Source organism: Microbacterium sp. WHRI 7836 (genome assembly GCF_040223885.2).
Lineage (GTDB): Bacteria > Actinomycetota > Actinomycetes > Actinomycetales > Microbacteriaceae > Microbacterium > Microbacterium oxydans.
The window spans coordinates 576,311-602,857 of the sequence record NZ_CP168171.1; the positions used below are offsets into that span (position 1 = coordinate 576,311).

The 26,547-nt window shown below is 69.1% G+C and carries 23 protein-coding genes; 13 read left to right on the plus strand and 10 right to left on the minus strand.

The window, feature by feature from the left end; translation table 11 throughout:
* Positions 1–32 precede the first annotated feature (32 nt).
* Together ABRP18_RS02745 and ABRP18_RS02750 are read right to left on the minus strand one after the other, a co-directional pair.
* The gene (locus tag ABRP18_RS02745) at positions 33–572 is read right to left on the minus strand and encodes a YaeQ family protein (RefSeq protein WP_046746496.1); all 540 of its coding nucleotides are present in this window, start codon (positions 570–572) and stop codon (positions 33–35) included.
* A 47-nt stretch (positions 573–619) separates the two neighbouring features.
* A complete protein-coding gene (locus tag ABRP18_RS02750; protein ID WP_193762480.1) occupies positions 620–1,699 on the minus strand; it encodes an Rv2578c family radical SAM protein in 1,080 nt (359 codons plus the stop codon).
* A gap of 74 nt (positions 1,700–1,773) precedes the next feature.
* Here ABRP18_RS02750 and ABRP18_RS02755 point away from each other — a divergent pair, with 74 nt between their 5' ends.
* From ABRP18_RS02755 to ABRP18_RS02770, 4 genes are all read left to right on the plus strand, one after another.
* Positions 1,774–2,703 carry a M15 family metallopeptidase gene (locus ABRP18_RS02755; RefSeq protein ID WP_058631662.1) on the plus strand — a complete coding sequence of 310 codons (930 nt, stop codon included), beginning with the start codon at positions 1,774–1,776 and terminating at the stop codon, positions 2,701–2,703.
* 152 nt (positions 2,704–2,855) lie between these two features.
* Positions 2,856–4,019: an acyl-CoA dehydrogenase family protein gene (locus ABRP18_RS02760; RefSeq protein WP_046746493.1), complete on the plus strand. Its 1,164-nt coding sequence runs from the start codon at positions 2,856–2,858 to the stop codon at positions 4,017–4,019.
* A gap of 111 nt (positions 4,020–4,130) precedes the next feature.
* Positions 4,131–5,228, plus strand: coding sequence for a serine hydrolase domain-containing protein (locus tag ABRP18_RS02765; RefSeq protein ID WP_349885492.1), 1,098 nt, complete (start codon positions 4,131–4,133; stop codon positions 5,226–5,228).
* 198 nt (positions 5,229–5,426) lie between these two features.
* Positions 5,427–6,809 carry an HNH endonuclease signature motif containing protein gene (locus ABRP18_RS02770; protein ID WP_227751333.1) on the plus strand — a complete coding sequence of 461 codons (1,383 nt, stop codon included), beginning with the start codon at positions 5,427–5,429 and terminating at the stop codon, positions 6,807–6,809.
* Between the two features lie 203 nt (positions 6,810–7,012).
* Here ABRP18_RS02770 and ABRP18_RS02775 read toward each other — a convergent pair whose 3' ends face one another.
* From ABRP18_RS02775 to ABRP18_RS02790, 4 genes are read right to left on the minus strand one after another with little or no spacing between them, the layout of a single operon-like run.
* Positions 7,013–7,693 carry an ECF transporter S component gene (locus tag ABRP18_RS02775; RefSeq protein WP_349885493.1) on the minus strand — a complete coding sequence of 227 codons (681 nt, stop codon included), beginning with the start codon at positions 7,691–7,693 and terminating at the stop codon, positions 7,013–7,015.
* Positions 7,690–8,565 carry a siderophore-interacting protein gene (locus ABRP18_RS02780; protein WP_349885494.1) on the minus strand — a complete coding sequence of 292 codons (876 nt, stop codon included), beginning with the start codon at positions 8,563–8,565 and terminating at the stop codon, positions 7,690–7,692. Before ABRP18_RS02780 ends, ABRP18_RS02775 begins: the two co-directional genes overlap by 4 nt.
* 11 nt (positions 8,566–8,576) lie before the next feature.
* Positions 8,577–9,395 (minus strand): energy-coupling factor transporter transmembrane component T, encoded by an 819-nt coding sequence (locus ABRP18_RS02785; protein WP_058632145.1) that lies wholly within the window; start codon positions 9,393–9,395, stop codon positions 8,577–8,579.
* Entirely contained in the window at positions 9,392–11,101 is a 1,710-nt protein-coding gene (locus ABRP18_RS02790; protein WP_349885495.1) for an energy-coupling factor transporter ATPase, read from the minus strand. The genes ABRP18_RS02785 and ABRP18_RS02790 overlap by 4 nt, the downstream gene beginning before the upstream one ends.
* Positions 11,102–11,283: 182 nt before the next feature.
* On the opposite strand from ABRP18_RS02790, the gene ABRP18_RS02795 reads away from it, so the two are divergent.
* Positions 11,284–12,621: a heparan-alpha-glucosaminide N-acetyltransferase domain-containing protein gene (locus ABRP18_RS02795; RefSeq protein WP_349885496.1), complete on the plus strand. Its 1,338-nt coding sequence runs from the start codon at positions 11,284–11,286 to the stop codon at positions 12,619–12,621.
* Here the strand turns inward: ABRP18_RS02795 and ABRP18_RS02800 are convergent.
* Positions 12,593–13,138, minus strand: coding sequence for an ECF transporter S component (locus tag ABRP18_RS02800; protein WP_045264328.1), 546 nt, complete (start codon positions 13,136–13,138; stop codon positions 12,593–12,595). The two genes, ABRP18_RS02795 and ABRP18_RS02800, sit on opposite strands and share 29 nt — an antisense overlap.
* 167 nt (positions 13,139–13,305) lie before the next feature.
* Between ABRP18_RS02800 and ABRP18_RS02805 the strand changes: the two genes are divergently transcribed.
* From ABRP18_RS02805 to ABRP18_RS02835, 7 genes are all read left to right on the plus strand, one after another.
* Positions 13,306–16,515 (plus strand): S8 family serine peptidase, encoded by a 3,210-nt coding sequence (locus ABRP18_RS02805; protein WP_349885497.1) that lies wholly within the window; start codon positions 13,306–13,308, stop codon positions 16,513–16,515.
* 279 nt (positions 16,516–16,794) lie between these two features.
* Positions 16,795–19,080: a carbon starvation CstA family protein gene (locus ABRP18_RS02810; protein WP_058632149.1), complete on the plus strand. Its 2,286-nt coding sequence runs from the start codon at positions 16,795–16,797 to the stop codon at positions 19,078–19,080.
* Between the two features lie 15 nt (positions 19,081–19,095).
* Positions 19,096–19,341 (plus strand): YbdD/YjiX family protein, encoded by a 246-nt coding sequence (locus ABRP18_RS02815; protein ID WP_046746616.1) that lies wholly within the window; start codon positions 19,096–19,098, stop codon positions 19,339–19,341.
* Between the two features lie 28 nt (positions 19,342–19,369).
* Positions 19,370–20,560, plus strand: coding sequence for a sensor histidine kinase (locus tag ABRP18_RS02820; protein ID WP_046746617.1), 1,191 nt, complete (start codon positions 19,370–19,372; stop codon positions 20,558–20,560).
* Positions 20,557–21,294, plus strand: a complete 738-nt coding sequence (locus tag ABRP18_RS02825; protein ID WP_349885498.1) for a LytTR family DNA-binding domain-containing protein — start codon at positions 20,557–20,559, stop codon at positions 21,292–21,294. Before ABRP18_RS02820 ends, ABRP18_RS02825 begins: the two co-directional genes overlap by 4 nt.
* Positions 21,291–21,671, plus strand: a complete 381-nt coding sequence (locus tag ABRP18_RS02830) for a hypothetical protein (RefSeq protein WP_046746619.1) — start codon at positions 21,291–21,293, stop codon at positions 21,669–21,671. Before ABRP18_RS02825 ends, ABRP18_RS02830 begins: the two co-directional genes overlap by 4 nt.
* Positions 21,668–23,125 carry a cation acetate symporter gene (locus ABRP18_RS02835; protein WP_046746620.1) on the plus strand — a complete coding sequence of 486 codons (1,458 nt, stop codon included), beginning with the start codon at positions 21,668–21,670 and terminating at the stop codon, positions 23,123–23,125. Before ABRP18_RS02830 ends, ABRP18_RS02835 begins: the two co-directional genes overlap by 4 nt.
* Position 23,126: 1 nt before the next feature.
* Here ABRP18_RS02835 and ABRP18_RS02840 read toward each other — a convergent pair whose 3' ends face one another.
* The 3 genes from ABRP18_RS02840 to ABRP18_RS02850 all read right to left on the minus strand — a co-directional run bounded on the left by ABRP18_RS02840 (position 23,127) and on the right by ABRP18_RS02850 (position 25,948).
* On the minus strand, positions 23,127–24,044 hold the full coding sequence (locus ABRP18_RS02840; RefSeq protein WP_058632152.1) for a pirin family protein: 918 nt from the start codon (positions 24,042–24,044) through the stop codon (positions 23,127–23,129).
* Positions 24,041–24,385 carry a GNAT family N-acetyltransferase gene (locus tag ABRP18_RS02845; RefSeq protein WP_058632153.1) on the minus strand — a complete coding sequence of 115 codons (345 nt, stop codon included), beginning with the start codon at positions 24,383–24,385 and terminating at the stop codon, positions 24,041–24,043. The genes ABRP18_RS02840 and ABRP18_RS02845 overlap by 4 nt, the downstream gene beginning before the upstream one ends.
* A gap of 120 nt (positions 24,386–24,505) precedes the next feature.
* On the minus strand, positions 24,506–25,948 hold the full coding sequence (locus ABRP18_RS02850; RefSeq protein ID WP_113681846.1) for an MFS transporter: 1,443 nt from the start codon (positions 25,946–25,948) through the stop codon (positions 24,506–24,508).
* 59 nt (positions 25,949–26,007) lie between these two features.
* On the opposite strand from ABRP18_RS02850, the gene ABRP18_RS02855 reads away from it, so the two are divergent.
* Positions 26,008–26,517, plus strand: coding sequence for a MarR family winged helix-turn-helix transcriptional regulator (locus ABRP18_RS02855; protein ID WP_058632155.1), 510 nt, complete (start codon positions 26,008–26,010; stop codon positions 26,515–26,517).
* The last annotated feature ends 30 nt before the right edge of the window (positions 26,518–26,547 follow it).

A 26,547-nucleotide genomic window follows, 5' to 3' on the forward strand; every position in this document is an offset into this window, starting at 1 on the left:
GCCTTCGTCGTGCGGGGAGAGTGGGCGCGGGGTCAGGCCAGCTCGTGCACGTGCACGGCGGAAGTCAGGTTCGTGCCGTTGAGGTCGAGGTAGATCACGCCCTCGGTCACGGTGAGGGTCATGGTGTTCCGGCGCTCGATGAGGGCCGAAGCGGTCTCGATGAACCCGGGATCGAAGCTGTAGACGCGGATGTCCTCGCGGCGGTGGATGCGTTTGTCCGTCCACGGTGCCATCACCTTGGCGGGGTCGCGGTGCGTGTACACGACGGTGCGCTCGGCGAGACGGCTGCCGTAGTGCAGGCGCTCGGCATCGGGCGCGCCGATCTCGACCCAGGCCGTGATGAGCCCGGTGAGGTCGCGTACGAGCACTGCAGGTTCCTCCGTCGAGGAGATGCTGCCACCGAACGCGATGCCCTCGGCGAACTCCAACCCGTAGGCGAGCACCCGGGTGAGCATGTACGCATCGGTCTCGGACGGATGCCGGGCCGCGCGCAGCGAGTAGTCCTCGTAGACGCCGCGATCGGTGTCAGCGAGCTGCACCTCGAATGTGTGGACTGTGGAACCGATCGCCATGATCCCCGAGCCTACGCGGCCGGCGAAGGAGCGCCGGACCAGCGCTCTCAGAAGAGCATCGGCTGTGCGGGTGATGCCTCGGATCGCGCGCTGGGTGCGAATGCCACTCGAGGGCCCGACTGCACGTGACCCTGCCCCGGTCGAAGGCCTCGCCGGGGGTAGTCGTCCTCGTGGCGGCCGTCGAGTCCATGCATGCGGATGAGTGGACGAGTGCGTTTCGCGAGCCACTGTCTGTACCCCTTCGGCGCCTCGGCGGAGGCTCCCGGGTACAGGCCGCGGTACGACGAGACGAGGTCGGGGCGATTCGCGTCGAGCCACTGGAAGAACCACGGCTTCACGCCGGGTCGCAGGTGCAGGGCTCCATAGATGACCGAGCGTGCACCGGCCTCTCTGATGCGCACGAGGGCGCTGTCGATCGCGGCGAGGGAGTCGGTCATATGGGGCATGATCGGCATGAGGAAGACGGTCACGGGGAAACCCGCATCCGCCAGTGCTCGCACGGTGTCGAGGCGGGCCTGCGTCGTCGGTGCCCCCGGCTCGATGGCCTTCTGCAAGTCGTCGTCGTACATCGCGATCGACATCTGCACATCGATCGGCACACGCTGCGCGGCCTTCACGAGCAGCGGGATGTCTCGACGGATCAGCGTTCCCTTCGTGAGGATGGAGATCGGGGTTCCCGATGCGGCGAGGGCCTGGATGATCCCCGGCATGAGCTTGTAGCGGCCCTCGGCGCGCTGGTACGGATCGGTGTTGGTCCCGAGGGCGACGGTCTCGTGCTCCCAGCTGCCCTTGCGCAGCTCGCGTTCGAGCACCTCGACGACATTCACCTTCACGACGATCTGCGAGTCGAAATCGGAGCCGCCGTCGAGGTCGAGGTACTCGTGCGTGCCGCGGGCGAAGCAGTAGACGCAGGCATGAGAGCATCCGCGGTACGGGTTGATAGTCCATGCGAACGGCATACGCGAGGCGCCGGGGACATGGTTCAGTGCCGACTTCGACAGCACCTCGTGGAACGTCATGCCCGCGAACTCGGGCGTGGTCACCGAGCGCAGAACGCTGGATCGGTCTTCGAGGCCGGGGAGCGCGGACGCATCCGTCTCGCCGAGTTTCTGTCCTTGCCACCGCATTCGACCATTCGAACAGATGATCGATCCTGATGCAAGCCGCTCTCATAACTATCTTCGAATGAGATGATGGACCAATGCCCTTTCTGCCGCACGCTCAGCATGCGGCGCCGCGGTCCCCGATCCGCGGACCCGCTCTCCCGATCGGCGTCGCCCTGACGGCGATCGGCATCCTCTGCTCGATCGGGTCCGGTCCGGTGCCGTCGTCCGACGCCGAGGTCATGCCCGTGCCGGTCGCGGTCATGCAGGTCCCGCCGGTCAAGGTCGCTGCGACCACGGCGGCCGACCCCTGTGCCGAGCCGTCGGTGCAGCAGGCCATCGCGAACGGCGACGATGCGGGCGCGATCGCGGGCTTCGGGGGAGGGGCGGCCTTCCGCGAGGCGGTGGTGGCGGGCAATGCCCCCTGCGTCTCGCTCAGTGACCCCGCACGCCTCTGGGTGGTGGTGAACAAGTCGCTGCCGCTGAATCCCCCCGCCTACGAGCCGGCGGACCTCGCTCAGGTGCCGCTGCAGATGACGACGCCGTCCGGACGTGTGCGCTCCGACGTGGCCGCCGCCGTCGGCCGGATGGCGGATGCGGCAGCCGCGGCCGGCGTGGGACGCATCGGGGCGAACAACGGCTACCGCTCCTATGGTCTTCAGGTGACGACCTACGGCTCGCACGTGCGTTCGCAGGGGCAGGCGGAGGCGGATGCCGGCTCGGCTCGCCCCGGTCACAGCGAGCACCAGACGGGTCTCGCCCTCGATGTGGTGGCGTGCGGTGCGGGCTGCGGCGGACTCGACGGCTTCGGCGGCACCGCCCAGAGCGACTGGGTCGCCGCTCACGCCTGGGAGTACGGATTCATCGTGCGCTACGAGCAGGTCGGCACCCCGGTCACCGGATACGCCCCGGAGCCGTGGCACCTCCGCTACGTCGGGGTCGACCTCGCGGCGGCATACCACGAGGGCGGATTCCATACGCTGGAGGAGTTCTTCGGGCTCCCCGCTGCGCCCGATTACTCGCACTGAACCGGGTGGGAAGGCCGTGGTTGCGGCATCCGACAACCGCGGAACCCAGTCTCACGTTTTATGGGATGCATTCTCACAACGTCCTGTCCCCGGCCTCCGCGGCGTCGTAGAATCTCCGGAGCAATGATGCACGACACGTTCAGGAGGACGGCATGGAACGCGACATCTATGACGAGGATCACGAGGCTTTCCGGGACCTGGTCAAGGACTTCGTCAAGCGCCACGTGACAGGCGAAGCGATCGAGCGGTGGGATGCCGCGGGCGAGATCGACCGCGCGACCATGCTGGCGGCCGGCGAGGCCGGTCTGATCGGGCTCTCCGTCCCCGAGGAATTCGGCGGCGCGGGGATGCTGCAGGACTACCGCTTCCGCACGATCGTCATGGAGGAGGTCATCGCCTCCGGTGCGGGCTCGCTGGCCGGTGCGTTCGGCATCCAGGACGACCTGGCCGTCCCCTACCTCGTGCACATGGGCACGCAGGAGCAGAAGGAGAAGTGGCTGCCCCGCATGGCCACCGGCGAGGTGCTCGGCGCCCTCGCGATGACCGACCCCGGCGCGGGCTCCGACCTGCGCGGGATCAAGACCAACGCCAAGAAGGTCGACGGCGGCTACATCCTCAACGGTGCGAAGACGTTCATCTCCTCCGGCACGACCGCCGACGTCGTGGTGACCTTCGTCAAGACCGGTGAGGGCAACCGTCCGGACGCGTTCAGCCTCCTGCTCGTCGAGAAGGGCATGGAGGGCTTCGACCAGGGGAAGAAGCTCAGCAAGATGGGCTTCCACGGCTGGGACACGGCCGAGCTCAGCTTCACGGACGTGTTCGTCCCCGACGAGAACCTCATCAGTGGCAAAGAGGGTCAGGGCTTCATCCAGCTGATGCTGAACCTGCCACTCGAGCGCCTCTCGATCGGCGTCGCCGCAGCTGCAGCCGCACAGGCCGCCCTCGACTGGACCATCGCCTACACGAAGGACCGCGAGGCGTTCGGTGAGCGCATCGCCGACTTCCAGAACACCCGCTTCCGCCTCGCCGACATGTCCGCGACCACCGATGCGATGTGGGCCTACATCGACCGCGCGCTCCGGGCCTACTCGGAGGGGAAGCTGTCCGCCGAGGATGCCGCGAAGGTGAAGTTCTGGGCGACCGAACGCGAGTGGGAGGTGCTCGACACGGGAGTGCAGCTGCACGGGGGCTACGGCTACATCATGGAGTACCCGATCGCCCGCGCGTTCACCGATGCCCGAGTGCACCGCATCTACGGCGGCACGAACGAGATCATGCGCGACCTCGTCGGGCGTCAGATCGCCGGCAAGCGCTGACGCGCCTCCCCTGAAGAGGCCCCGGATTTCGCATCCGGGGCCTCTTCTCGTCGTTGCCCTATCGCCGTCGAGGCGTGGACAGGGGTGCTGCGGCCCGGTTGAATCGACTGCATGACGACGTCGCTCGCACGGATCCTGGATGAACACGTCGCGCGAGGCACGGCGCCGGGGATCATCGGCGTGCACGGTGAACCCGGTGGGTCGTTCGAGATCGTCGCGTCCGGAGACCTGCCGGCGGATGCGATCGTGCGCATCCAGTCGATGACCAAACCGATCCTCGCGGTCGCCGCACTGCGCCTCGTGCAGGCGGGGCGCCTCCTTCTCGACGATCCCGTCGAGAAGTGGGTGCCTGAGCTCGCCGATCGTCAGGTGCTGCGCGTGCCGGATGCTCCCCTCGACGACGTCGCGCCTGCGACGACGCCCATCACTCTGCGTCATCTGCTCACCAACACCTCGGGCTACGGCGTGCAGGTCGTGTCGTCGCCGCTCGCCGAGGCGATGATCAGGAATCGGACGGTCGCGGGGCAGAAGCCGGTCGCGATGGGCGCACAGGAGTGGCTGGACGCGCTGACCGCGCTCCCGCTCGCGTTCGAGCCCGGCACCGGATGGCGCTACCACCACTCCTTCGGCATCCTCGGGATCCTGCTCTCACGAGTGGTCGACGGGTCGCTGGAGGAGCACCTTCGGCGTGACCTCTTCGGACCGCTGGGAATGGTCGACACGGGTTTCACGGTTCCCGTCGACCAGGCGCATCGGCTGCCCGCGGCATACCGGCACCAGGAGGGCCAGCTGGTCGAGATCGAGCCGGCGGCCGCAGGGTTCTCCGTCGCGCCTGCGCCGTTCGATCTCAATCACTCGGAACTCGTGTCGACGGCCGCCGACTATGCCGTGTTCGCGGGGATGCTGGCCGCCGGCGGGCGCCATCGCGGGAGTGTCGTCCTCGACCCGGAGCTGCTCGCGCTGATGCGTTCGGACCAGGTGCCGGCCGCAGCGAAGACCGCGGACAGCTTCTTCCCGGGATTCTGGGAGGGCACGGGGTGGGGATTCGGCGTCGCGGTGCAGACCGAGGGTGAGCACGTCGGCCGGTTCGGCTGGTCGGGTGGGCATGGGACGGACTTCTGGATCGACCAGGACGGCTCGTTCCGAGTCGTCCTGAGCCAGGTCGAGATGGGACCGGAGGTCATGGGATTGTTCACCGACGTGCAGTGAGGCACTCCGGCGGCTCCTGTGTCCGGGTGGCCCGGGCAGGCCGGGCGGGTCGGGCGGGTCGGGCGGGCCTGGCGGGCCTGGTGGGCCTGGTGGGCCTGGTGGGTCGGTCCGGCGAGGGTGGCTTTCGGGATACCGGTCTCACCGGCATGCGATCGAACAAATCTTCGAATCTCGGCACGATCCGCGATAAAATGAAGCATGTCCAGATTGACCGCGTTGCACGAGGCGATGTCCCGCCTCGATGAGGCGTGGTCGGATGCCGACGACTCCGGAGACCTGTCGCGCGAGCAGCTGATGGCGGTGAGCGAGTCGATCGGGGTGCTGCGGCGTCGGTTGGATGCCGTGCATGTCTCGGTGGCGGCGTGCATATCGCGTGAGTCGCGTCCAGAGCTCGGCGCGGAGAGCCTGGCGAAGCAGCAGGGCTACCGCAATCCGGCGACGCTGATCGCGGCTGCGACGGGAGTGTCGACGGGCGATGCCTCGCGCCTCGTCAAGGTGGGCGAAGCGACTGCACCCCGCAGCGACCTCCTGGGCGCCCCTCTGCCGGCGAAGTACCCGTCGGTGAGTACGGCACTCGACTCGGGTGCGCTCGGCGCCCCGGCCGCCGCGATGATCATCGCGCTCCTCGATCGCTGTCGGATCGCCGCGGGAGCGGAGCGTATCGCCGAAGGCGAGCGGGTGCTGGCGGAGAAAGCGGCGGGTTTGGCGCTCGACGATGTGCGCAAGCTCGTGGTCCGCGCGGAAGCATGGCTCGACCCGGACGGTCTGGAGCCCAGGGAGGACGAACGGCGCAACAGACGTGCGCTATCGCTGTTCGAGCGTGACGGCATGGTGCATCTGAACGCGGTGCTCGACGTCGAGACCGCGGCTCCGGTGGTCACCGCGATCCGGGGGTACGTGACCGCCGCGTTCGCCGCGCGAAAAGATGCGCCCGACGAGGGTGCGCCCGATGCGGACCGCCGGACGGTGCCGATGATCCAAGCTGATGCTCTGGCGGTGTTCTGTGCGCACGTGCTCGGGTGCGAGCAGCGGGTGCCGGTAGCGGGTGCGACGGTGATCGTGCGGATGAACCTCGACGATCTGGAAGCCGGCACGGGGTCGGCGACCCTGGATGGTGTCGATCACCCGGTCAGCGTCGGAGCTGCGCGCAGGATGGCGGCCGGTGGCGGTGTGATCCCGTGCGTTCTCGGTGGCGACAGCGAGATCCTCGAATGGGGTCGGGAGAAGCGGCTGTTCACCCGCGCACAACGGCTGGCGCTGGTGGAGCGCGACGGGGGATGCGCGATGTGCGGATTGCCGCCCGAGATGACGAAGGCCCATCACATCCGCTGGTGGAAACGAGATCACGGGCCGACCGACCTCTCCAACGGGGTACTGCTGTGCGAAACGTGTCACCACCGCATCCACGACAACGGGTGGGAGATCCGTATCGACGATGCCGGGAGTATGAGTAGGAGTGGGGGCGGGAGTAGGAGGGGGACTGGGAGCGGCGCGCGGGTGTGGTTCATTCCGCCGCGATACGTCGATCCTGCGCAGACCCCGAGGCTCGGCGGTCGCGCACGCCTCGACGTCGCTGCGTGAGGATGTCGGTCTCTGGTGGGCTGGTCTCTGGTGAGGCTGGTCTCTGGTGAGGCTGGTCTCTGGTGAGGCTGGTCTCTGGTGACGGTCGTCCGGTGGGGGGGGTCTCGGGTGAGGACGCCGCCCGACGGTGCGATGTGCTCCGTCTTACGGCACCGGTCGACCCCGCCTGAGGAGTGTGATGAGGGCGGCTGTGCTCTTGAGGCTCAGCGGCGCCCGTTGACAGCTGGCCTGCCCACTCCGGCGCTGCCTACTCCTGCCCTACCCACTCCTGCCCTGCGCAGGCGGTCGGCGATCAGGATGCCGAGGGCGGTGCCGCCGACGCAGCTGGCGATCGTCACGGCGAAGAAGGCGACCTGGGCGAAGAGAGACATGGATCCGAGATCGAACCAGGCCCACGCCGAGATCGGGTAGACGACGCCCACGACGACGGCGCCGACGTAGTGCATCCACGTTCCCCAGTAGCGCCAGAGCACGAACAGGAACGGCAGCTCCGTGAACGCCGCCCACCAGAGATTCGTCAGCACGCTGCTGAAACCGTACCCGGAGAACGGGACCATCACGAGGCCGGCGATCAGCGCGACGAGGAGTCCGACCAGCGGCTTCCGCAGCAGCCTCAGCGCGATCACGGACGGCAACAGCCACAGGCCGGCGAGGGCCATGCCGACGAAGGGCAGCGGCCCGGTCAGCAGCGTCGAGAACCAGTTCATCGGCGCGAGCAGCACCGCCCCGGCGACGCCGAGCGCGGCACAGGTCAGCAGGATGGCGGTGGGGAAGCGGAATCGTCCACCGGCGACTGACGCGCGATGTCCGGCTGCTGCTGCTGCGGGAGCATCTCCCACTGATCCCCTGGAGGCGAGGCCATCGGCTGCATCCGTTCCGCTCACGCGAGGGGCTCCGCTGCAGCGTCGCGCGCGGCCTTCGAGGCGGGGGATGAGGCGCCGATCTTCCAGTAGCCGCAGAAGCTCACGGCATTCTTGTCGACCCCGCGTGTGCCAACGAGATGCTTGCGCGCCCCTGAGGCGAGTGCCTGCTCGCCCGCCGCATACGCGTGGAACGGCGCATCCGGCAGGGCAGCGCGTGCCAGCGTCTCCAGGGCGAGCGCCCCGGGAGCGATGCCATGCGGCCGCACGATCCACACGACCTCGACGCCCGAGGGATGCGTGAACGCGAGAGCGTCGTCGTCGCTCGGCACCTCCACGATCGCGGTGCCCGTCGCAGTGGCAGGCAGCGAGGCGCAGATGGAGGAGATCGCGGGCAGGGCGGTCTCGTCGCCGACCAGCACGACCCGCTCCACCCCGCGCTGCGGGTTGAACGTGAGGCCTTCGTCGATGATCAGCACGTGCTCGCCAGGCTCGCAGGTCTCCGCCCATCGCGACGCGGGGCCGGCGGTGCCGTCCGTGGCCGAGCCGTGCAGCACGAAGTCGACGTCGATCTCGGCGCCGGCCTCCGCGGTCGCCGGACGGTACGCGCGCACGCTGTAGTTGCGCGTCACCGGACGCTCACCGTCGGGGATGCGCAGGAACTTCAGGTACCCGAACACCTTGTTCGCCTTCGCCGGCACCCGGTCGAGCCCGGCATCCCCTCCGATCGGCAGGAACAATCGGAACCACTGGTCGAACCCCATCGGCCGGAACTTCTCGATCTCGCCACCGCCGAGCGTCACCCGGATCCAGTGCGCCGAGAGCTGCTCCGTGCGCAGCACCGTCAGGTGGAGGAGTTCGGACGACTCGGGCTTGACCATCTTGCTGAACGCCATCAGGACGCCTTTCAGGGAAGCTGCCAGGGGAAGAAGACGACGAAGATGGCTGCAGAGGCCAGCAGGGTCGCGACCGTGAAGACGGTGTCTCGCGTCCGGAACGGGACCAGGTGCCGCTCGGTGCGCGTCGGATGTGCACCGAACGCCCGCGAGTCCATCGCCAACGCGACGCGCTCGGCGTGGCGGATCGCGCCGGCGAGCAGCGGCACGATGTACCCCCACCCCCGGGCGATGCGCGCGAACGGACCGCGACCGCCGTGATACCCGCGCACCCGATGGGCCGCCCTGATCACGGAGAGCTCATGCCCGAACCGCGGCACGAAACGGAAGGCCGCCAAGGCCGTGTAGCCGATCCGATACGGTACCCGCAGCTGCTGCACACTGGCCCGCACCAGGTCGGGCCCGCTGGTGGTGAGCCCGCCGACGAGCGCGAGAGCGACGATCGAGCCGAGCCGCAGCGCTGTCGCGAAGCCGAGGAGCAGGGCCCCGCTGTAGAGCGTCCAGTCCCCGATGCGCACGACCGGAGTGGAGTCGTGGACCAGTCCGGTGTCGACCCACAGGGAGAAGCCGATGCCGATCAGGAGCATCCCGGCGGGGAGAGCGAGCAGCAGCAGGGCGAGGAGCCGCACGGTGAGACGCGCGCCGACCAGGATCAGCGCATAGGCGAGCACCAGGAACGCGGCGGGGGTCGCCAGATCCCGTACGAAGACGAGCAGCACCATCGCTGGTGCGAAGCCGGCGACTTTCGCGAGCGGATTCAGTGTGTAGAGGAACTGCCGGCGCGACGTCGCCGTCATGCGTGCATAGGGGTCGAACGTCGTCGCGGTCATGAGCTCACCCCGAGGCCGGCGGACGCCAGCACGCGTTGCAGGGCCGGCAGCTGCAGCCCTGCATCCGTGAACAGCAGTTCGTCCTGCAGGAGCGCGGCGGTGGGCCCGGTCGCCCGCACCCGACCCTCGGCGAGGAGCACGACGTGGCTGGCGTGCTCGGCCACCAACTGCAGGTCGTGCGTGACGATCAGGATGGTCGTCCCGTCCGCGCGCAGCTCCTGCAGCAGATCGAGCAGCTCAGCGGCTCTCGCACGGTCCTGTCCGAAGGTCGGCTCATCGAGCGCCAGCACACGGGGCCGGGTGATCAGCGCCGTGCCCACCGACAGGCGCCGCTTCTCACCGCCCGAGAGCAGGAACGGATGCACGTCCGTCTTGTGCTCGAGTCCGAAGCGCGTGAGCATCTCGTCGACTCTCGCCGTGATCTCGGCGTCGGGCACATGGCGCAGCCGCAGCCCATGGGCGAGCTCGTCGAACACCGTCGGGGCGATGAACTGGTGCTCGGGATTCTGGAACACGAACCCGATCCGTGCGGCGAGGTCGCGGGGAGACGCGGTCCCCGGGTCGATGCCGTCGACCGACACCTGTCCACGCGGTGGCGGTACGACGCCCGCGAGTGCCTGGATCAGCGTGGTCTTGCCCGCCCCGTTCGCACCCACGATTGCCGTGAGACTGCCGGGGGCAAGGTCGAGGTCGACACTGTGGAGGATCTCGGCACGACGCCGGCGCACCGTCAGCCCTCGCGCGCGGATGATCGGCTCGACCCGTGTCGTGGCGTCGCTCTTCGTCGTCGAGGCGGACGACGTCGTGCGGCTCGACGACGTCGTCTGGCTCGATGGCAGGGACGAGACCGGCTGACCTTCGAGTGCGACGGCGAGTTCCTGGGGAGACAGCGGCAGCGGATCGAGCGTGAACCCCTGACCCCGGAGTCGGAGCGCCGTCAGGGTGGCGGCCGGAAGCCACACGCCCATCCGGACCAGCTCGTCGGCGTTCTCGCGGATGATCTCGGCCGCCGGTCCGTCGAAAGCCACCCGACCCTCGCGGTCGAGCACGATCGTCCGCGTGACGAACGACATAGCCGCATCGAGGTTGTGCTCCACGAGCAGGATGGCGCGGTCACCCGCAGCGACCACCTCAGCGAGCGCGGCGTACACGTCGTCGATGCCCTGGGCATCGAGGTTCGCGGTCGGTTCGTCGAGCACGATGAGGGGTGAGCCCATCGCGAGGGCACCGGCGATCGCGAGTCGCTGCCGTCCGCCGCCGGAGAGGTGGTCGGGGTTCACCGTGCGCCGTTCCCAGAGCCCGACGCGGCGCAGTGCCTCCTCGACGCGACTCTCCACCACGTCGAGCGGCAGTCGCAGGTTCTCGGGGCCGAACGCGACCTCGTCGTACACACTGCCGGTGACGATCTGCGCATCGGGGTCTTGGAACACCATCGCCACGCGGGTGCTCAGCGTCGCGGTCGGAGCACTCGCCGTGTCGATGCCGCCGGCCTCTACCGTGCCGATCATGGCTGTGGGGAGGGCGTGCGGGATGAGCCCGTTGAGGGCGAGGGTGAGCGTCGACTTGCCCGAACCGGAGGGCCCGAGCAGGAGCACGACCTCTCCTGCATCGATGTCGAAGGTCACATCACGCGGAGAGGGGTGCGCCGCATCGGCGTGGGTGAGGGAGAGGTCACGCACGCTCAGCAGGGGCGCGGATGGGCGCACGGCGGAGTCCCGGGTCGGCGGATCGTACCCTTCTAACTTAGCTGAGCCTTACCTGATTATCCACGCGCACAGAAGCCCTCCGGCGGATGACATCGATCATCCGGTGGACGGACGTGGAGCGGCCGAAGAACCGGCATCGTCGTAGAGGCGCCGACCGGGCGCCGCAGGAACGAGGGAGCACCGTGCCACAAGACACGAACACGCACACGATCGCCCGACCGCACCGTACGGCGCGGAGGGAGCAGCCGACGCCTCCACCCGAGTCGGATGCGGCACGTCGTCGCGGCGAGCTCGGCCGGATGGTCGGCATCGACTTCGCGCGCTTCCTGGCGATCATCGGCATGTTCTGCGCCCACCTGCTCCCGCCGGCCGGCCTGCCAGGCCACGTCGAAGGCGTGTCGACCATCGTCGACGGGAACGCCTCGACCCTGTTCGCCGTCGTCGGCGGGATCAGCGTCGTGCTCGCCACCCGCTCCTACCTGGAACGCGGCCACGTCGCCGCCGCACGGTGGGCGATGGCTGTACGGGGTGTGCTCGTCATCCTCATCGGGGCGACGCTCGCCCTGGCGCCGGGAAGCATCGTGGTCGTCCTCGTCTACTTCGGTGTCGCCATGCTGTGCAGCATCCCGTTCCTCAGGGTGAGTCCGCGCTGGTTGCTCGTCTCCGCGGCGATCCTCGCGATCGCGGGGCCGATCCTCAACGCCTTCCTGCGACAGGCCCTGGGGGTCATCGGGGAGGGCGGCGGAGTGTCCTGGCCGCAGTGGGGGGAGCCGGCGGTGGCGCTGCGCGCGATCTTCGTCACCGGCACCTATCCCGTCGTGACCTGGATCGTCTACGTTCTCGTCGGGATGGCCGTCGCCACACTGCTGATCGCCGCTCGGCGCAACGGGACGGAGAAGAGATTCGTCGCGTGGACGGCCGGCATCGGCGCCGTCCTCGCCGTGTTCGCCGTGTCGACCAGCGCCCTCGTCTACGAGTTCTTCGGGCGCGCGGTCCTCGTCGCGACCCTGCCGCCCGAGGCGGCTGCCGCCACCGAGAGCATCATCGGCACGCCGGGCTTCGGCGCTCCGCTCTCTCCGCAGTGGTGGGCGCTCCTGCTGCAGACGCCGCATACGGGGACGACCCTCGACATCCTGCGCGGGGTCGGCATCGCACTCTTCGTCATCGCGAGCATGCTGTTCCTCGCCCGAGTCCTCCCCGAGTCCGCGCTTCGCGTGCTCGAGCCCGTCAGGGCGGCGGGGGCCGCTCCGCTCACGGTCTACACGGTGCACGTGCTCGCCGCGGCGGCCACCTCGTTCGTGCTGCTCTCCGGTGCGGTCGACGCGTCGACGGCTCTCCCGTGGTGGTACCTGGGGCCGGCGATCCTCGGTGTCCACATCCTTGGCGCGATCGTCATCGGCGCGATCCTGGCGGCGCTGAAGCGTCGCGGTCCACTCGAGGCGCTCGTGAGCTCGGTCTCGGGCGCCGTCGCGCGGCGGCTGGGCGGAGTGCCTAGCGGCGGGCGACGCCGGCGCGGCTGAGTGCCGAGCCGATCGCGAGGCCGATGGCTGTCCACGCGATCGGCCCGAGCACCGAGATCGCGAGGTAGAGGATCTGCGCCCACAGCGGCATCACCGAGAGGTGGGCGGCGAAGAACACCACGACCGCCACGAAGACGCCGATGATCGCCGCCGAGAGGAAGAAGCGCCACGGGCCCCAGGAGCGGTAGCGGGTGAGGGCGGCCACCCCCTCCTGGATCAGGCCGAACAGCAGAGCGGTGCCGATGAACCGCAGCGCCCAGGCCGGGTTGAAGGCGCTCGCGATCAGAGCGGCGAACACATGGGTGATCAGCGCGACGAGCGGGAGGCGCAGCACCTCCTGCGCGATGATGCCCGGCAGCACGTGCGAGCCGAGGACCAGGCCGTAGAGGAACAGCAGGGGGCTCGCCAGCAGCACCGGAGTCACCCACCCGGCTATACCGGCGAGGATGCCCGTGGCGACCCCGATGGCCGCGCATACGAGCAGGACGCGGGTCGTCAGGACAGAGGTGCGGGCCACCTCTCCAGCTTACTGTCGACGTATCGCGAGGGCGGCCGTGGATAACCCTGGCCGATCGGCGAATGCCGGGTGACCGATCGGCCAGACTTCCTGAGAATCGCCAGGGTCGGGCATATGTTGGCCGCGGTGCAGCAAGAGGGCCGCACCGTGATCATCGGGAGCACCACATGGGTCGAACACCCCTCCGGATGGCGGCAGCCACCACCCTGGCCACGCTGTTCATCGCATCGACGGCAACCGCGGGCTACGCGACGGAGGAGGTGACGCACCCCGTCCCCGTCGCAGGCACACCAGGGCACTACATCGTGGTGATGAAGTCGGATCCGCTCGCCACCTACGAGGGCGACGTCAAGGGTCTGAAGGCCACCAAGCCCGCCGAAGGCGACCAGCTCGAGACGCAGTCGCAGGATTCGCAGCGCTACGTCGAACATCTCCAGACCGAGCAGGAAGACCTCGTCAGCGACATCGGGGTCACGCCGGACACCACCTATCAGGTCGTCCTCAACGGCTTCAGCGCCGACCTCAGCGGCGAGCAGGTCGATGCGCTCCGCGCCTCGAAGGACGTCCTCGGCGTCTACCCGGATGAGATCCGTCACCCCGACGCGCAGAGCTCGACCGACTACCTCGGCCTCGGCGACGACCGCAAGGGCAAGGGCGGAGTGTGGCAGCAGACCGGAGGGGTCGCGACCGCCGGAGAGGGCGTCGTCGTCGGTGTGATCGACACCGGCATCGCCCCCGAGCACCCCTCCTTCGAGGGGAAGAAGATCAAGAAGCAGAAGAAGCAGCACAACCGCAACAAGGGCGGGCAGCCCTACACCGACGGCACCTACGTCTACTTCGACAAGTCCGACGGCGGGCAGTTCCAGGCCGCGATGGTCGAGGGTCAGGACTGGGACACCAGCGACTACTCCTCGAAGCTCATCGGCGGACAGTACTTCTACGCCGGGGCCGAGGCCGCCGGCTTCGACTTCCAGTACGACTACCTCTCGCCGCGTGACGGCGACGGCCACGGCTCGCACACCGCGAGCACGGCGGCGGGCAACTTCAAGGTCAAGGCCAGCATCGAGAACGTCGATTTCGGCACGATCTCGGGTGTCGCCCCGGCCGCGAAGATCTCGGCGTACAAGGCCTGCTACGTCGGCCCCGACACGACGGTCACCACCGACGACATCTGCGCGCAGAGCGACCTGATCGCCGCGATCGACCAGGCCGTCGCCGACGGTGTCGACGTGATCAACTACTCCATCGGCGGCGGAGCTGCGAGCACCGTGATGGCCCCGGAGGACCTCGCGTTCTTCAACGCCGCAGCAGCAGGCGTCTTCGTGGCGACGAGCGCCGGCAACGACGGACCTGACCCGGTCACGGCCGACCACGCCTCGCCCTGGTACACCACGGTGGCCGCATCGACCATCCCGACCTGGGAGGGCACCGTGCAGTTCGACGGGTTCGCGCAGGCCGGAGCCTCGGTGAGCGTGCCGTTCGGTCAGAAGGTCACCGGCCCGTCGATCGCCGCAGTCGACGCCGCGGCGGCGGGCGCCGTCACCCCGCAGCTCTGCCTGCCCGGCACCCTCGATCCTGCCAAGGTCGCCGGACACATCGTGGTCTGCGACCGTGGCGGCAACGCCCGCGCCGAGAAGTCGCAGGTCGTGAAGGACGCCGGCGGCATGGGCATGGTGCTCGTGAACGTGCCCGGCGGCGCCGACTCGCTCGACAACGACTTCCACGCGGTGCCGACCGTGCACCTGAACGCCGTGCACCGCGCGGCCGTGCTCGCGTATGTGCAGGGCGGCGTGGATCGTCCCATCACCCTCGTGGGTGAGAACACCACCGGCGTCGTCACCCCGACCCCGCAGATCGCGGGCTTCTCGAGCCGCGGGCCCATGCTGGCCGACGGCAGCGACGTGATGAAGCCGGATGTCGCGGCTCCCGGTGTCGCGATCCTCGCGGCGACCGAGAACGCTCCGGGGGAGAAGCCGACGTTCGGCATCCTCTCCGGCACGTCGATGGCTTCCCCGCACGTGGCCGGCCTCGCCGCGCTCTACCTCGGCGAGCACCCCAAGGCGACGCCAGCGGAGATCAAGTCGGCGATGATGACCACCGCCTACGACACCGTGCTGCCCGACGGATCGAAGAACACGAATCCGTTCGAGCAGGGTGCAGGCCAGGTCGACCCGAAGCGCTACCTGAACCCGGGTCTGCTCTACCTCAACGGTGTGAAGGACTGGGCGGCGTTCCTCGACGGGAAGGGACTGTCGGACTTCCCCGGCATCGACCCCATCGACGGCAGCGATCTGAACCAGGCGTCGATCTCGATCGGCTCCCTGACCAGCGCACAGACCGTCACCCGCACGGTGACCTCGACCGAGAAGGGCACCTTCACGGCCAAGGCCTCGGTGCCCGGAGTGAACGTCAAGGTCACGCCGCAGCAGTTGAAGTTCGACCGTCCGGGCCAGACCAAGACGTTCACGGTGACCTTCGACAACGCCACGGCTCCGGTGGAGCAGTGGGCCACCGGTTCGCTCACCTGGACGAGTGCGAAGAACTCGGTGCGCTCGCCGATCGCGCTGTTCCCGGTCACGGCCGATGCGCCGGCCGAGGTCACGGGCAGTGGCGTCGACGGCAGCACCGCTGTCGAGATCACCCCCGGTCTCACCGGTGACCTCGCGCTCGGACTCTCGGGTCTGACGCCGTTCGAACTGCTCGCCGACGCGGACAACCCCGTCGAGGGGCACTCGGGTGACGAGAAGTCGGGCGACGCCAACAAGGACGTCTCGTGGATCGTGAACGTACCCGAGGGCACGACCCTCTCGCGTTTCGACCTCGATTCGTCGGACGACAAGGGCAGCGACCTCGACCTCACCGTGTACCGGGTGGTGAGCCCGGACGACCTGCAGTACTACGAGCGCTGGCGTTCGGCCACCGGCTCGGCGGACGAACAGGTCACGATCCCGTCGCCGAAGGCCGGAACCTACCTGGTGGTGGCGAACATCTACTCGACGACGGGCCCGATGACGTGGGACATGACCTACGCCAACGTGCTGGCCGACGGCGAGGGTGACCTCACGGCAACGCCGAACCCGCTCGCCGCGGTGCGCGGCAAGAAGACGTCGTACAACCTCGGCTGGACCGGCCTGACCGCCGGCACCCGCTACCTCGGGGTCGTGCAGTACGGCGAATCCGACGTGCGCACCGTCCTGACGGTCGACGTGCCGGCGGCGAAGGCTCCGGAGACTCCGGCGCCCGAGACGAAGGCACCGGAGGCCCCGGCACCGGAGACGAAGGCACCGGAGACCCCGGCACCGGAGACCCCGGCACCCGAGGCATCACGGACGGGCGCGCCTCCGACGAGTGCGCCGGAGACGGCGAAGCCGGAGTAGCCCCTCCACACACACACGACGCCCCGCGGTCTCCCTTCCGCGGGGCGTCGTGTGCGTGGCGCTCGGAAACAGGCGATCCCGCGGAGACAGGCCGATTCGCGAGGCAGCCGCCTGATGTGGCGGGAGGGCCTGATGCGGCGGGGCGAACGGACATCCCCGGTATCCGTTCATCGCGCCATCCGCGCCGCTCGTCGCAGCAACCGCGGCGAGCGGTCATGTCGGGAGCGGGATCTTCCTAACGTGGGGGAACGCAACGTCGCGTATCCCGAGGAGACCCCCATGACCGCACCTTCGTCGCGCCGCCGCGACGGCGCCGGACTCGTCGACGACGAGCCCATCATCGTCACCGACCCGAACCTCCCTCCCGTGGCCCTCACCGAAGAGCACCACGAGAAGGCGAACCGCTGGACCCTGCCGAAGATCATCCTGTGGGCCGCGATCGCCCTGCTGGGTGCCGTCGCCTGGACCATGCTCGCGATCGTCCGCGGCGAGACGGTCAACGCGATCTGGTTCGTGTTCGCCGCGGTCTGCACGTACCTGATCGGCTACCGGTTCTACTCCAAGGTGATCGAGAAGTACATCACCCGACCCGATGACCGCCGGGCCACCCCCGCCGAGGTGAAGCAGGACGGCAAGGACTACGTCCCCACCGACCGCCGGGTGCTCTACGGTCACCACTTCGCCGCGATCGCCGGTGCCGGCCCGCTCGTCGGCCCCGTGCTCGCGGCGCAGATGGGGTACCTCCCCGGCACGATCTGGATCATCGTCGGCGTCGTGCTCGCAGGCGCCGTGCAGGACTACACGGTGCTCTTCTTCTCGATGCGACGCGGTGGTCGCACGATCGGGCAGATGGCCCGTCAGGAACTCGGCAAGATCGGTGGAACCGCCGCGATCATCGCCTCGCTGCTGATCATGCTGATCATCGTCGCGATCCTCGCCCTCGTCGTCGTCAACGCGCTCGGGGAGAGCCCGTGGGGCGTCTTCTCGGTCGCGATGACCATCCCGATCGCGTTGTTCATGGGCGTGTACCTGCGCTACCTGCGCCCGGGCAAGGTGACCGAGGTCTCGATCATCGGCTTCGTGCTGCTCATGGCCGCGATCATCGGCGGGGGCTGGGTCGCCGGCACCGAGTGGGGCCAGGCGATCTTCCACCTCGACCGCACCACGATCGCCTGGGGCATCATCATCTACGGCTTCATCGCCGCGGTGCTCCCGGTGTGGCTGCTGCTCGCCCCCCGCGACTACCTGTCGACCTTCATGAAGATCGGCGTGATCGTGATGCTCGCCGGGGCCATCGTGCTGGTCCGTCCCGAGATCACCGTCCCCGCCATCAGCATCTTCGGTGAGAACGGCATGGGGCCGGTGTTCGCCGGTCCGCTGTTCCCCTTCCTGTTCGTCACGATCGCCTGCGGAGCGCTGTCGGGCTTCCACGCCCTGATCGCCTCCGGCACCACCCCGAAGCTCATCGAGAAGGAGCGTCAGACGCGCTTCATCGGCTACGGCGGCATGCTCATGGAGTCGTTCGTCGCGATCATGGCACTCGTCGCCGCGATCTCCATCGACCAGGGCATCTACTTCGCGATGAACGCACCGACCGCCGCCACAGGGGGCACGGTCGAGGGGGCCGTGGCCTTCGTGAACTCGCTCGGCCTGACGGGGGTGAACCTGACGCCCGACATGCTCACAGGCACGGCAGCGGCTGTCGGGGAGGAGTCGATCGTCTCGCGCACCGGTGGTGCCCCCACCCTGGCGCTCGGCCTCGCGCACATCATGCAACAGGCTCTCGGTGGCCAGGCCCTCATGGCGTTCTGGTACCACTTCGCGATCATGTTCGAGGCGCTGTTCATCCTCACGGCCGTCGATGCAGGAACCCGCGTCGCCCGGTTCATGCTGCAGGACTCGATCGGCGCCTGGTTCCCCAAGTTCCGCGACGTCTCCTGGCGCCCCGGGGTGTGGATCTGCACCGCGATCATGGTGGCCGGCTGGGGAGCGATCCTCATCCTCGGCGTCACCGACCCGCTCGGCGGCATCAACACCTTCTTCCCGCTGTTCGGCATCGCCAACCAGCTGCTCGCCGCGATCGCGCTCGCCGTGGTGATGGCCATCGTCGCCAAGCGCGGCAAGAGCTACATCAAGTGGCTGTGGATCATCGGGCTGCCTCTGGCCTTCACCGCGGTGGTCACGATCACGGCGTCGCTGTACAAGATCGCCTCTCCCGTGCCGGCCATCGGCTATTGGGCGAATCACTTCCGCTACGTCGCCGCCCGCGACAGCGGAGACACCTCGCTCGGCGAGCCGGCGGTGCTCGATGCGGTCATCCGCAACACCGCCGTGCAGGGCACGCTGTCGATCATCTTCGTGACCCTGGCGATCATCGTGATGGTGGCGGCCGTGATCGTCACGATCAGGGCGATCCGCAACGGTGGTGGCGAGAACACCGAGGACGCACCCGTGGCCTCGCGCCGCTTCGCCCCGGCCGGGTTCCTGCCCAGCGCCGAAGAACGCGAGCTCGAGAAGCAGTGGGAGCCGATCCTCGCCGACGAGCGCAAGGCGTCGACCCACTGATGTCGAGACACTGAGATGGCTGACACCACGAGTCGGACGGATGCCGCGACCACCCTCCTGCGGACGCTGCTCAGCGCCGCGGTGCGGGCCGGCCGCGGCATCCGCTGGTACATCACGACCCTGATGGGCGACAGCGCCTACGCGACGTACGTCGCCCATCACGGTCGCGTGCATCCCGGCGAGGAGCCGCTGACCGAGCGGCAGTTCTGGCGGCAGCGGATGGACGACCAGGATCGCAACCCCGGTGCCCGCTGCTGCTGAGGCGTGCGCGGCTCCGTAGGCTGAACCCATGACCGACGTCGTTCTCGCAGCGATCCTCGGCGTGCTCGGCGGCATCGTCCTCTCGGTGCTCCTCCTGCTCGCACGTCGACTCGCCCGCGGCGCCGCCGAGCTGGGGAGCGACGCCGAACAGGCCGCCCTCACCGTGCTGCATCAGGCGAGTCTGGCGGCACCGCATCTGCGCGCTGGACTGTCCGCCCCCGACGTCGTCAAGGCCGCGCGTCACCTGCGGGTGCTCCTCGGCAGCGCGGCGGTCGCGATCGTCAGCGCCGAGGGCACGGTGTCGTTCGACGGGCCGTCCGACGGACTGGAATCCGCTGCCCGCCGCATCGCCGCCAGGGTCGGGGAGTCGGGACGCAGGCAGGTCTTCCCCGCGCCCGGTGCCGACGACGACCTCGAGGCCGTCGGGGCGCCCATCCTGGTCGATGGACGCGTGATCGGCGTCGTGGTCGCCTTCGCGGCGCCCGTCCGTGCCGCGCTGGTGCGTGCCTCGGAGGAGGTGGCCGACTGGTGTGCCGCGCAGGTCGAGCTCGGCGGACTCGACGCGTCCAGGACGCAGCTGGCCGAGGCGGAGCTGCGCTCGCTGCGTGCGCAGATCTCGCCGCATTTCATCTACAACGCCCTCACGGCGATCGCCTCCTTCGTGCTCACCGACCCGGCACGCGCGCGCGAGCTGGTGCTGGAGTTCGCCGACTTCACCCGCTACTCCTTCCGGCGCCAGGGGGAGTTCACGACGGTGGCCGACGAGCTCGGCAGCATCCACTCGTATCTCGAGCTCGAACGAGCGCGGTTCGGGGACCGTCTGCGCGTGACGCTGCAGATCGCACCGGAGACGCTGGCCACCGTCATCCCGTTCCTCTCGGTGCAGCCGCTGGTCGAGAACGCCGTCCGTCACGGGCTCGAGCCCGGCGAAGGGGGAGGGGAGATCCGCATCGCCTCACGCGACGACGGCACCCACACCGAGATCACGGTCGAGGACGACGGGGTGGGCATGGACCCCGAGGCTCTTCATGCGACGCTCACCGCCGGCGACGACGGGGTCCACGTGGGACTCCGCAACGTCGACACCCGGCTCCGCCAGCTCTACGGGGCGGACGGCGCTCTGGTGGTCGAGACGAACACGGGCGCCGGTACCCTGGTGCGCATGCGGGTCCCGAAGTCCCAGCCGCAGCACGACCCGGACGGCGACGGCCGAGCATGACCAGAAGCGTGCAGCGGATCGATGTGCTCGTCGCGGACGACGAGAGACCCGCCCTGGATGAGCTGGTCCATCTGCTGCGCACGGACGCGCGCATCGGCGCGATCGTCACCGCATCATCGGGCGCGGAAGCCCTGCGGCTGCTGTCGGAGCGGGCCGTACGGATCGCATTCCTCGACATCCACATGCCGGGGCTCGGCGGGATGGAGCTCGCGCGTGCGCTGCTCGCCCTCGCGGAACCACCGGCCGTCGTGTTCGTGACCGCCGATGATGCCAGGGCGGTGGAGGCGTTCGAGCTGCGTGCCGCCGACTACCTCCTCAAGCCCGTGCGCATCGAGCGGCTCCGCCAGGCGGTCGGACGGGTGGTCGAGGTCGCGGAGGCTCCGACGCCCGGTGACGACGAGATGCTGCCGGTCACGATCGGATCCGTGGTGCGGTTCGTGCGTCGCAGCGAGGTGCGCTGGGTGCAGGCCCAGGGGGACTATTCCCGGTTGCACACCGGCGACGGTGCGGGGCACCTGGTGCGCACGCCCATCTCGGAACTCGAGACGCGGTGGGCGGACGCCGGGTTCCTGCGCATCCATCGCTCCTCGCTCGTGCGCATCGCCGTCGTGTCCGAGGCCCGGCTCTCCGGCGCTGAACCCTCGGTCTCGATCGGCTCCGTCTCGCTGCCGGTGAGCAGACGCCTGGTGCCAGCGGTGCGCGATGCCCTGTTGCGCGGGGAGGTCGGGGGATGACGGAGAAGCCGAAGCGCGTGCGGGTGCGGGTGACCGCTGATCTGCCTGATCGTCGGCCGGCGGCCTTCACCCGGGGAATCGCGCTGCCGGGCGCACCCGTCGACGAGGCGGATGCCGTCTACGCCAGGGCTCTCATGCGCAGTCAGCTGCGACTCGCACTCGGAACGGTCGCCGGGTTCGTGATCGTCGTCATCGCGCTGACTCTGGCGATCGCGCTCATCCCGGAGATCGGGCAGGTCATGGTCTGGGGCCTGCCGTTGTCATGGCTGCTGCAGGCGTACGCGTTCTATCCGATCATCGTGGTGTTCGCGGTGCTCTACGTGCGCACCGCAGCGCGCAACGAACGTCGATATCGTGCCCTCCGGGATCGCGAATGAATGCGGTGCTCGACCTCATCGGCGTCGCGCTCGTGATCGTCGCGACGCTGCTGATCGGCATCTACGGTCTGCGCATCTCGCGCACGACCGGCGACTTCTTCGTCGCGTCCCGCACCGTGCGGCCGGTATGGAACGCCTCGGCGATCAGCGGCGAATACCTCTCGGCCGGCACGTTCCTCGGGCTGTCCGGCCTCGTGCTGCTCGACGGCGCCCGTGGCTTCTGGTTCCCCATCGGCTACGCGGCCGGCTATCTCCTGGTCCTGGCATTCGTCGCGGCACCCCTTCGGCGCAGCGGGGCCTACACGATCCCGGACTTCATCGAGGCGCGGTTGGAGTCGCCGTCGGCGCGCCGGGTCACGAGCGTCGCGGTGCTGGTCATCGGCTGGCTCTACATCGTGCCGCAGCTGCACGGCGCGGGATTGACGCTGCTGGTCGTCGCCGGGCTGCCGGAGTGGGTGGGCGCCGTCACCGTCGCGGTGCTCGTCGCCGCAGCGGTCGCGGCCGGGGGCATGCGCGCCATCACCTACGTGCAGGCTTTCCAGTACTGGCTCAAGCTCACCGCGCTCCTCGTTCCCGTGGTCTTCATCGCGTTCGCGCTCAGCGGCGGGCCGCACGACTTCGATCCGGCGCTGGTGTTCCCCGTCGAGGCCGGGCCCTCGGGGTTCGACGCCTACGAGACCGCCTCGCTCCTGCTCGCGCTGCTGCTGGGCACGATGGGTCTACCGCACGTGCTGGTGCGCTTCTACACGAGTCCGACCGGGGTGTCCGCACGGCGCACGACCGTGATCGTGATCGGCATGGTGAGCGCCTTCTACGCGGTGTCGAGCACGATGGGGCTGCTCGCTCGCATCGCCGCTCCGGACCTGGCGGTGCCTGGAGTCGCGGACACGGCGGTGCTGCTGCTCCCCTCGCGCGTCTTCCCCGGGGCGTTCGGTGAACTGTTGACCGCGCTGATCGTCGCCGGAGCGTTCGCAGCGTTCCTGGCGACATCGGCCGGCCTCGTCGTGTCGCTCGCCGGCGTGATCAGCCAGGACGTGTTCTCCGGATCCGTACGGTCGTTCCGGCTGTCGGCGGTGCTCTGTGCCCTGGTGCCGCTCGCCGTGGCGCTGCTCACGGCCCCGGCGGGCCTCGGGTCGAGCGTGGGTGTCGTGTTCGTGGTGGCGGCGTCGACCCTCTCGCCGGTCGTGCTGCTCGGCGTGTGGTGGCGGGGGCTCACCGCACGAGGTGCGGTGGCCGGAATGGTGTCGGGTGGGTGCGCTGCGGGACTCGCCCTGCTGGTGCACGCGGCGGTCGGCGGCATCGGAGCAGCGGCGCCCTATCTCGCGCAGCCCGCCGCATGGACGATCCCGCTCGCCACAGCGGTCACGGTCGTCGTCTCGCTGCTGGATCCGCGGGGTCCGTCGCCGCGCACCGAGCGCTTCCTCGCCCGCGTGCACACCCCCGAGCGCGGCTGAGTCAGAGCTTGCGGCTGCGCGGCATGAGCCGAACAGGGGGGAGGGGCGGCGCGGGTATGCGCACATCGTGCCCGGCCACGACTCCGAAACGGTCGGACGCCGCCTCCCACTCCTCGCGGGCCTCGACGATCTCTTCGTGTGTGCGTCCGGCGAAATTCCACCACATCACGATGTCGTCCTCGAACGGCTCACCGCCCAGCAGGAAGAGCAGGGCGCCCTCGGTGCTCGACACCTCGACCGCATCGCGGGAGTCGCCGAGGTAGAGCAGTCCGTTGCGGTCGAGTGGATGCCCGGCCACCACGGCATCGCCTTCGACGAGCATCAGCGCGTGCTCCCAGTCGGAACGCAGTGGCAGGCGCACGCGCGAGCCGGGGGAGATGACGACCTCGGCGCCGACGATCGGGGTGTGCACGGTGGCGGGCGAACGCACCCCGGCGAGTTCGCCGAGCACGACCGTGGCCTCGGCATCTGCTCCCTCTTCGGCCGGGAGTGCGAGTGTCGGCAGCGCGGTGTGCCGTTCGAAGCCGGGGGCACCGCGGCGGGCCGAGTCGGGCAGCACCACCCAGAACTGCAGGGCGTCGAGCGGCACCGGTTCTTCACCGATCGAGTACTCCGAGTGCGAGATGCCGTCGCCCGCTGTCATCAGGTTCAGCTGCCCGCGGCGCAGGTCGGCGTCGCTGCCGAGCGAGTCGCGGTGGCGGATCTCTCCGACGAGCGGCCAGGTCACGGTCTGCAGTCCGATGTGCGGATGCGGCTCGACCCGCATCTTTGTGTCGGCGGGACCGAACCGGTCCAGGAAGCACCAGGCGCCGATCGTCGGCAGGTTGCGGTGAGGCAGCGCCCGCAGCACGTTCATGCCGCGCACTCCGCCCAGCGGCACCTCGCGGGGCTCGAGGATGAGGCGGTGCTGCCCGATCATTCGGCTCGGCCCGTCGGCTCTTCGCCCGTCGATGCGCCATGGCTCGGCGACGCCCGCGGCCAGCGGATCTCGGCTCCGGCGATCTCGTGCGTTTCGAGGTACTTCGCGATGTACGGGCACAGCGGGACGATCGCCTCACCGCGTCCTGCGGCATCCGTCAGCGCTGCCGATGCCAGCTTTCCCGCCAGCCCCTGGCCCTGGAACGCCGGGTCGACCTCGGTGTGGATGAAGCGGATCGATCCGGGGCGCAGGTCGAACTCCGCGAAACCTGCGAGCACGTCGTCGGAGCGGATCTCGTAGCGCGACTCGTCGTCGTTGCGGGTCACGGTGATGTCGGTCATCGGAGGCTCCTTCGAACGGGTTGACTCCAACCTACGCCCGCGTGAGATCGCTGGGGCGGGCGAGAACCCGGTCCGTCTGGCGCCGACGCAGACGGTCCGGGTTCTCGCCCACCGATCCGGTCAGCCCGCTGTTTCCATCACGGCTACCCCGTGCGCATCCTCCCGACTCTTCTTCGGGAAGAGGAAGGTGAGTGCGAGGAAGGCGACGAGCATGATCGCGGGCACGATCAGGGTCTGCTGATACGCCTCCGCCGGGGTACCGGAGTCGATCGCATCGAAGAACACCGAGGCGAAGATCGCGACACCCACTGCGCTCGCGATCGCCTGGACCGCGGTGAGAACGCCCGAAGCCGAACCGATCTCGTCGTCCTTCACCGCGGCGAGGATCGTGCTGAACAGTGCGGCGATGATCGCGCCGCCGCCGACCCCGAACAGGGCGATGCCCGGGGCGATGGTCCAGATGCTGAAGTCGCCCGGCTGCTGCAGCTCGAACCACAGCAGTCCCGCGCCGAGCAGCTGCGTGACTGCTCCGAGCTGCAGCACGGACCGCCCGATCTTCTCGGCGAGCCATGCGCCGCTGATCGCACCGCCGACCGCGGAGCCGATCGCGAGTGGCAGGTTGCTCAACCCCGCCTCGCCGGCGCTGAAGCCGTTGCCGACCTGCAGGAACAGCGTCAGCACCAGCTGTGTGCCGGTCAGGCTGCTGAAGAACAGGGCGATGCCCACGAGCCCGAAGGTGTAGGCCCGACGCGTGAACATGGTCGCCGTGACCAGCGGCACTCCGCCGCGGGCGAGGAGTGCGCGCTGCTGCACCCCGAAGAGGATGAAGCCGGCAAGGCCGGCGGCCACGCACGCCCAGGCCCACAGCGGCCAGTCCAGCTCGGGTCCGAAGGTGAGGCCGAGCACGAGGATGCCGGATGCCGCGACGATGACGGCTGCGCCGAGCATGTCGATGCGGACCGCCCGATCCCCCGAGCGTCGCGGCAGGATGCGCCAGGCGATGACCAGGGCGACGATCCCGATGGGGATGTTCACGAGGAAGACCGAGCGCCATCCGAGCCCGAGGATGTCGGCCTCGATCAGTCCGCCGCCGATGATGGGGCCCAGGATGCCGCCGAGGCCCAGCGCCGGACCGAAGATGCCGAATGCGACGGCGAGCTCGGCGCCGGAGAGGTTCTCACGCAGCAGACCGAGGCCCTGGGGGAGCAGCAGCGCGCCGGCCGCGCCCTGGAGCAGACGGAAGGCGATCAGTAGCTCAGCGGTCGGCGCGAGGGAGCACAACAGCGATGCGATCGTGAACGCCGACAGGCCGAGGAGGAACATCCGGCGCCGCCCGAAGCGGTCACCCAGGCGACCGCCCAGGATCAGTCCCGCCCCCAACGCGAGGGCGTAGCCGCCGATCACCCACTGCAGGCCCAGGGCGTTCGTCCCCAGGGAGGACTCCAACGAGGGGCCGGCGACGTTGACGATCGTCGCGTCGAGCATGTCCATGATCTCGGCCGCGAGCATCACTCCGAGGATCGCCCAGCGCCAGCGGTAGGGCGCTTCTGTCGCGTCTGTCATATCGTCTCAATCCTTGATTATCAATCAAATTAGCAATATGAAGTATTACCATGGTGCGCATGGATGTCAAACGGTCCGAGCGGGCGACGGAATCGGCCTCGACGTATGACCCGTCACGTCGGCACGACGCCGGCGAGATCGACGAGATTGACATCCGCACCCGCGTGCAGCAGCTCACGATGCGTCAGCAGCGCTTCGAGCGCTCGATCGCCAAGCAGCTCGAACTCGACGCCCCGGGCCTCGAGGTGCTCGACCACCTCATCTCCCGCGGCCCCACGACTCCGACCGAGCTGGCCCACCGCGTCGAGATCTCGACCGCAGCCATGACTCTCGTCCTCAATCGCCTCGAAGATCGCGGCCATGTGCGCCGAGATCGGCATCCGTCCGACGGGCGAAAACTCATCGTGACCGCGTCAGAGGATGCCGCCGCCGATGCCGAGCGCCTGGTGGAGCCGCTCATCGTCGAGGTCGAGGCGCAGATCGCCGCGATGAGCGAGGGCGAGCGGGCGACGGTGGCGAAGTTCCTCGACGACCTCATCCGCGCCTACGACCGGTCGACCGCGAGCTGATCGAGACTGCGCCTGTGGATGAGGCGCGGC

Coding starts and splice junctions, on each gene's coding strand:
- ABRP18_RS02830 (WP_046746619.1), top strand. CDS start 21,291: ATGACGGAGAAGCCGAAGCGCGTGCGGGTGCGGGTGACCGCTGATCTG.
- ABRP18_RS02755 (WP_058631662.1), top strand. CDS start 1,774: ATGCCCTTTCTGCCGCACGCTCAGCATGCGGCGCCGCGGTCCCCGATC.
- ABRP18_RS02785 (WP_058632145.1), bottom strand. CDS start 9,395: ATGACCGCGACGACGTTCGACCCCTATGCACGCATGACGGCGACGTCG.
- ABRP18_RS02780 (WP_349885494.1), bottom strand. CDS start 8,565: ATGGCGTTCAGCAAGATGGTCAAGCCCGAGTCGTCCGAACTCCTCCAC.
- ABRP18_RS02745 (WP_046746496.1), bottom strand. CDS start 572: ATGGCGATCGGTTCCACAGTCCACACATTCGAGGTGCAGCTCGCTGAC.
- ABRP18_RS02855 (WP_058632155.1), top strand. CDS start 26,008: ATGGATGTCAAACGGTCCGAGCGGGCGACGGAATCGGCCTCGACGTAT.
- ABRP18_RS02850 (WP_113681846.1), bottom strand. CDS start 25,948: ATGACAGACGCGACAGAAGCGCCCTACCGCTGGCGCTGGGCGATCCTC.
- ABRP18_RS02810 (WP_058632149.1), top strand. CDS start 16,795: ATGACCGCACCTTCGTCGCGCCGCCGCGACGGCGCCGGACTCGTCGAC.
- ABRP18_RS02835 (WP_046746620.1), top strand. CDS start 21,668: ATGAATGCGGTGCTCGACCTCATCGGCGTCGCGCTCGTGATCGTCGCG.
- ABRP18_RS02815 (WP_046746616.1), top strand. CDS start 19,096: ATGGCTGACACCACGAGTCGGACGGATGCCGCGACCACCCTCCTGCGG.
- ABRP18_RS02760 (WP_046746493.1), top strand. CDS start 2,856: ATGGAACGCGACATCTATGACGAGGATCACGAGGCTTTCCGGGACCTG.
- ABRP18_RS02750 (WP_193762480.1), bottom strand. CDS start 1,699: ATGCGGTGGCAAGGACAGAAACTCGGCGAGACGGATGCGTCCGCGCTC.
- ABRP18_RS02840 (WP_058632152.1), bottom strand. CDS start 24,044: ATGATCGGGCAGCACCGCCTCATCCTCGAGCCCCGCGAGGTGCCGCTG.
- ABRP18_RS02805 (WP_349885497.1), top strand. CDS start 13,306: ATGGGTCGAACACCCCTCCGGATGGCGGCAGCCACCACCCTGGCCACG.
- ABRP18_RS02845 (WP_058632153.1), bottom strand. CDS start 24,385: ATGACCGACATCACCGTGACCCGCAACGACGACGAGTCGCGCTACGAG.
- ABRP18_RS02820 (WP_046746617.1), top strand. CDS start 19,370: ATGACCGACGTCGTTCTCGCAGCGATCCTCGGCGTGCTCGGCGGCATC.
- ABRP18_RS02770 (WP_227751333.1), top strand. CDS start 5,427: ATGTCCAGATTGACCGCGTTGCACGAGGCGATGTCCCGCCTCGATGAG.
- ABRP18_RS02825 (WP_349885498.1), top strand. CDS start 20,557: ATGACCAGAAGCGTGCAGCGGATCGATGTGCTCGTCGCGGACGACGAG.
- ABRP18_RS02765 (WP_349885492.1), top strand. CDS start 4,131: ATGACGACGTCGCTCGCACGGATCCTGGATGAACACGTCGCGCGAGGC.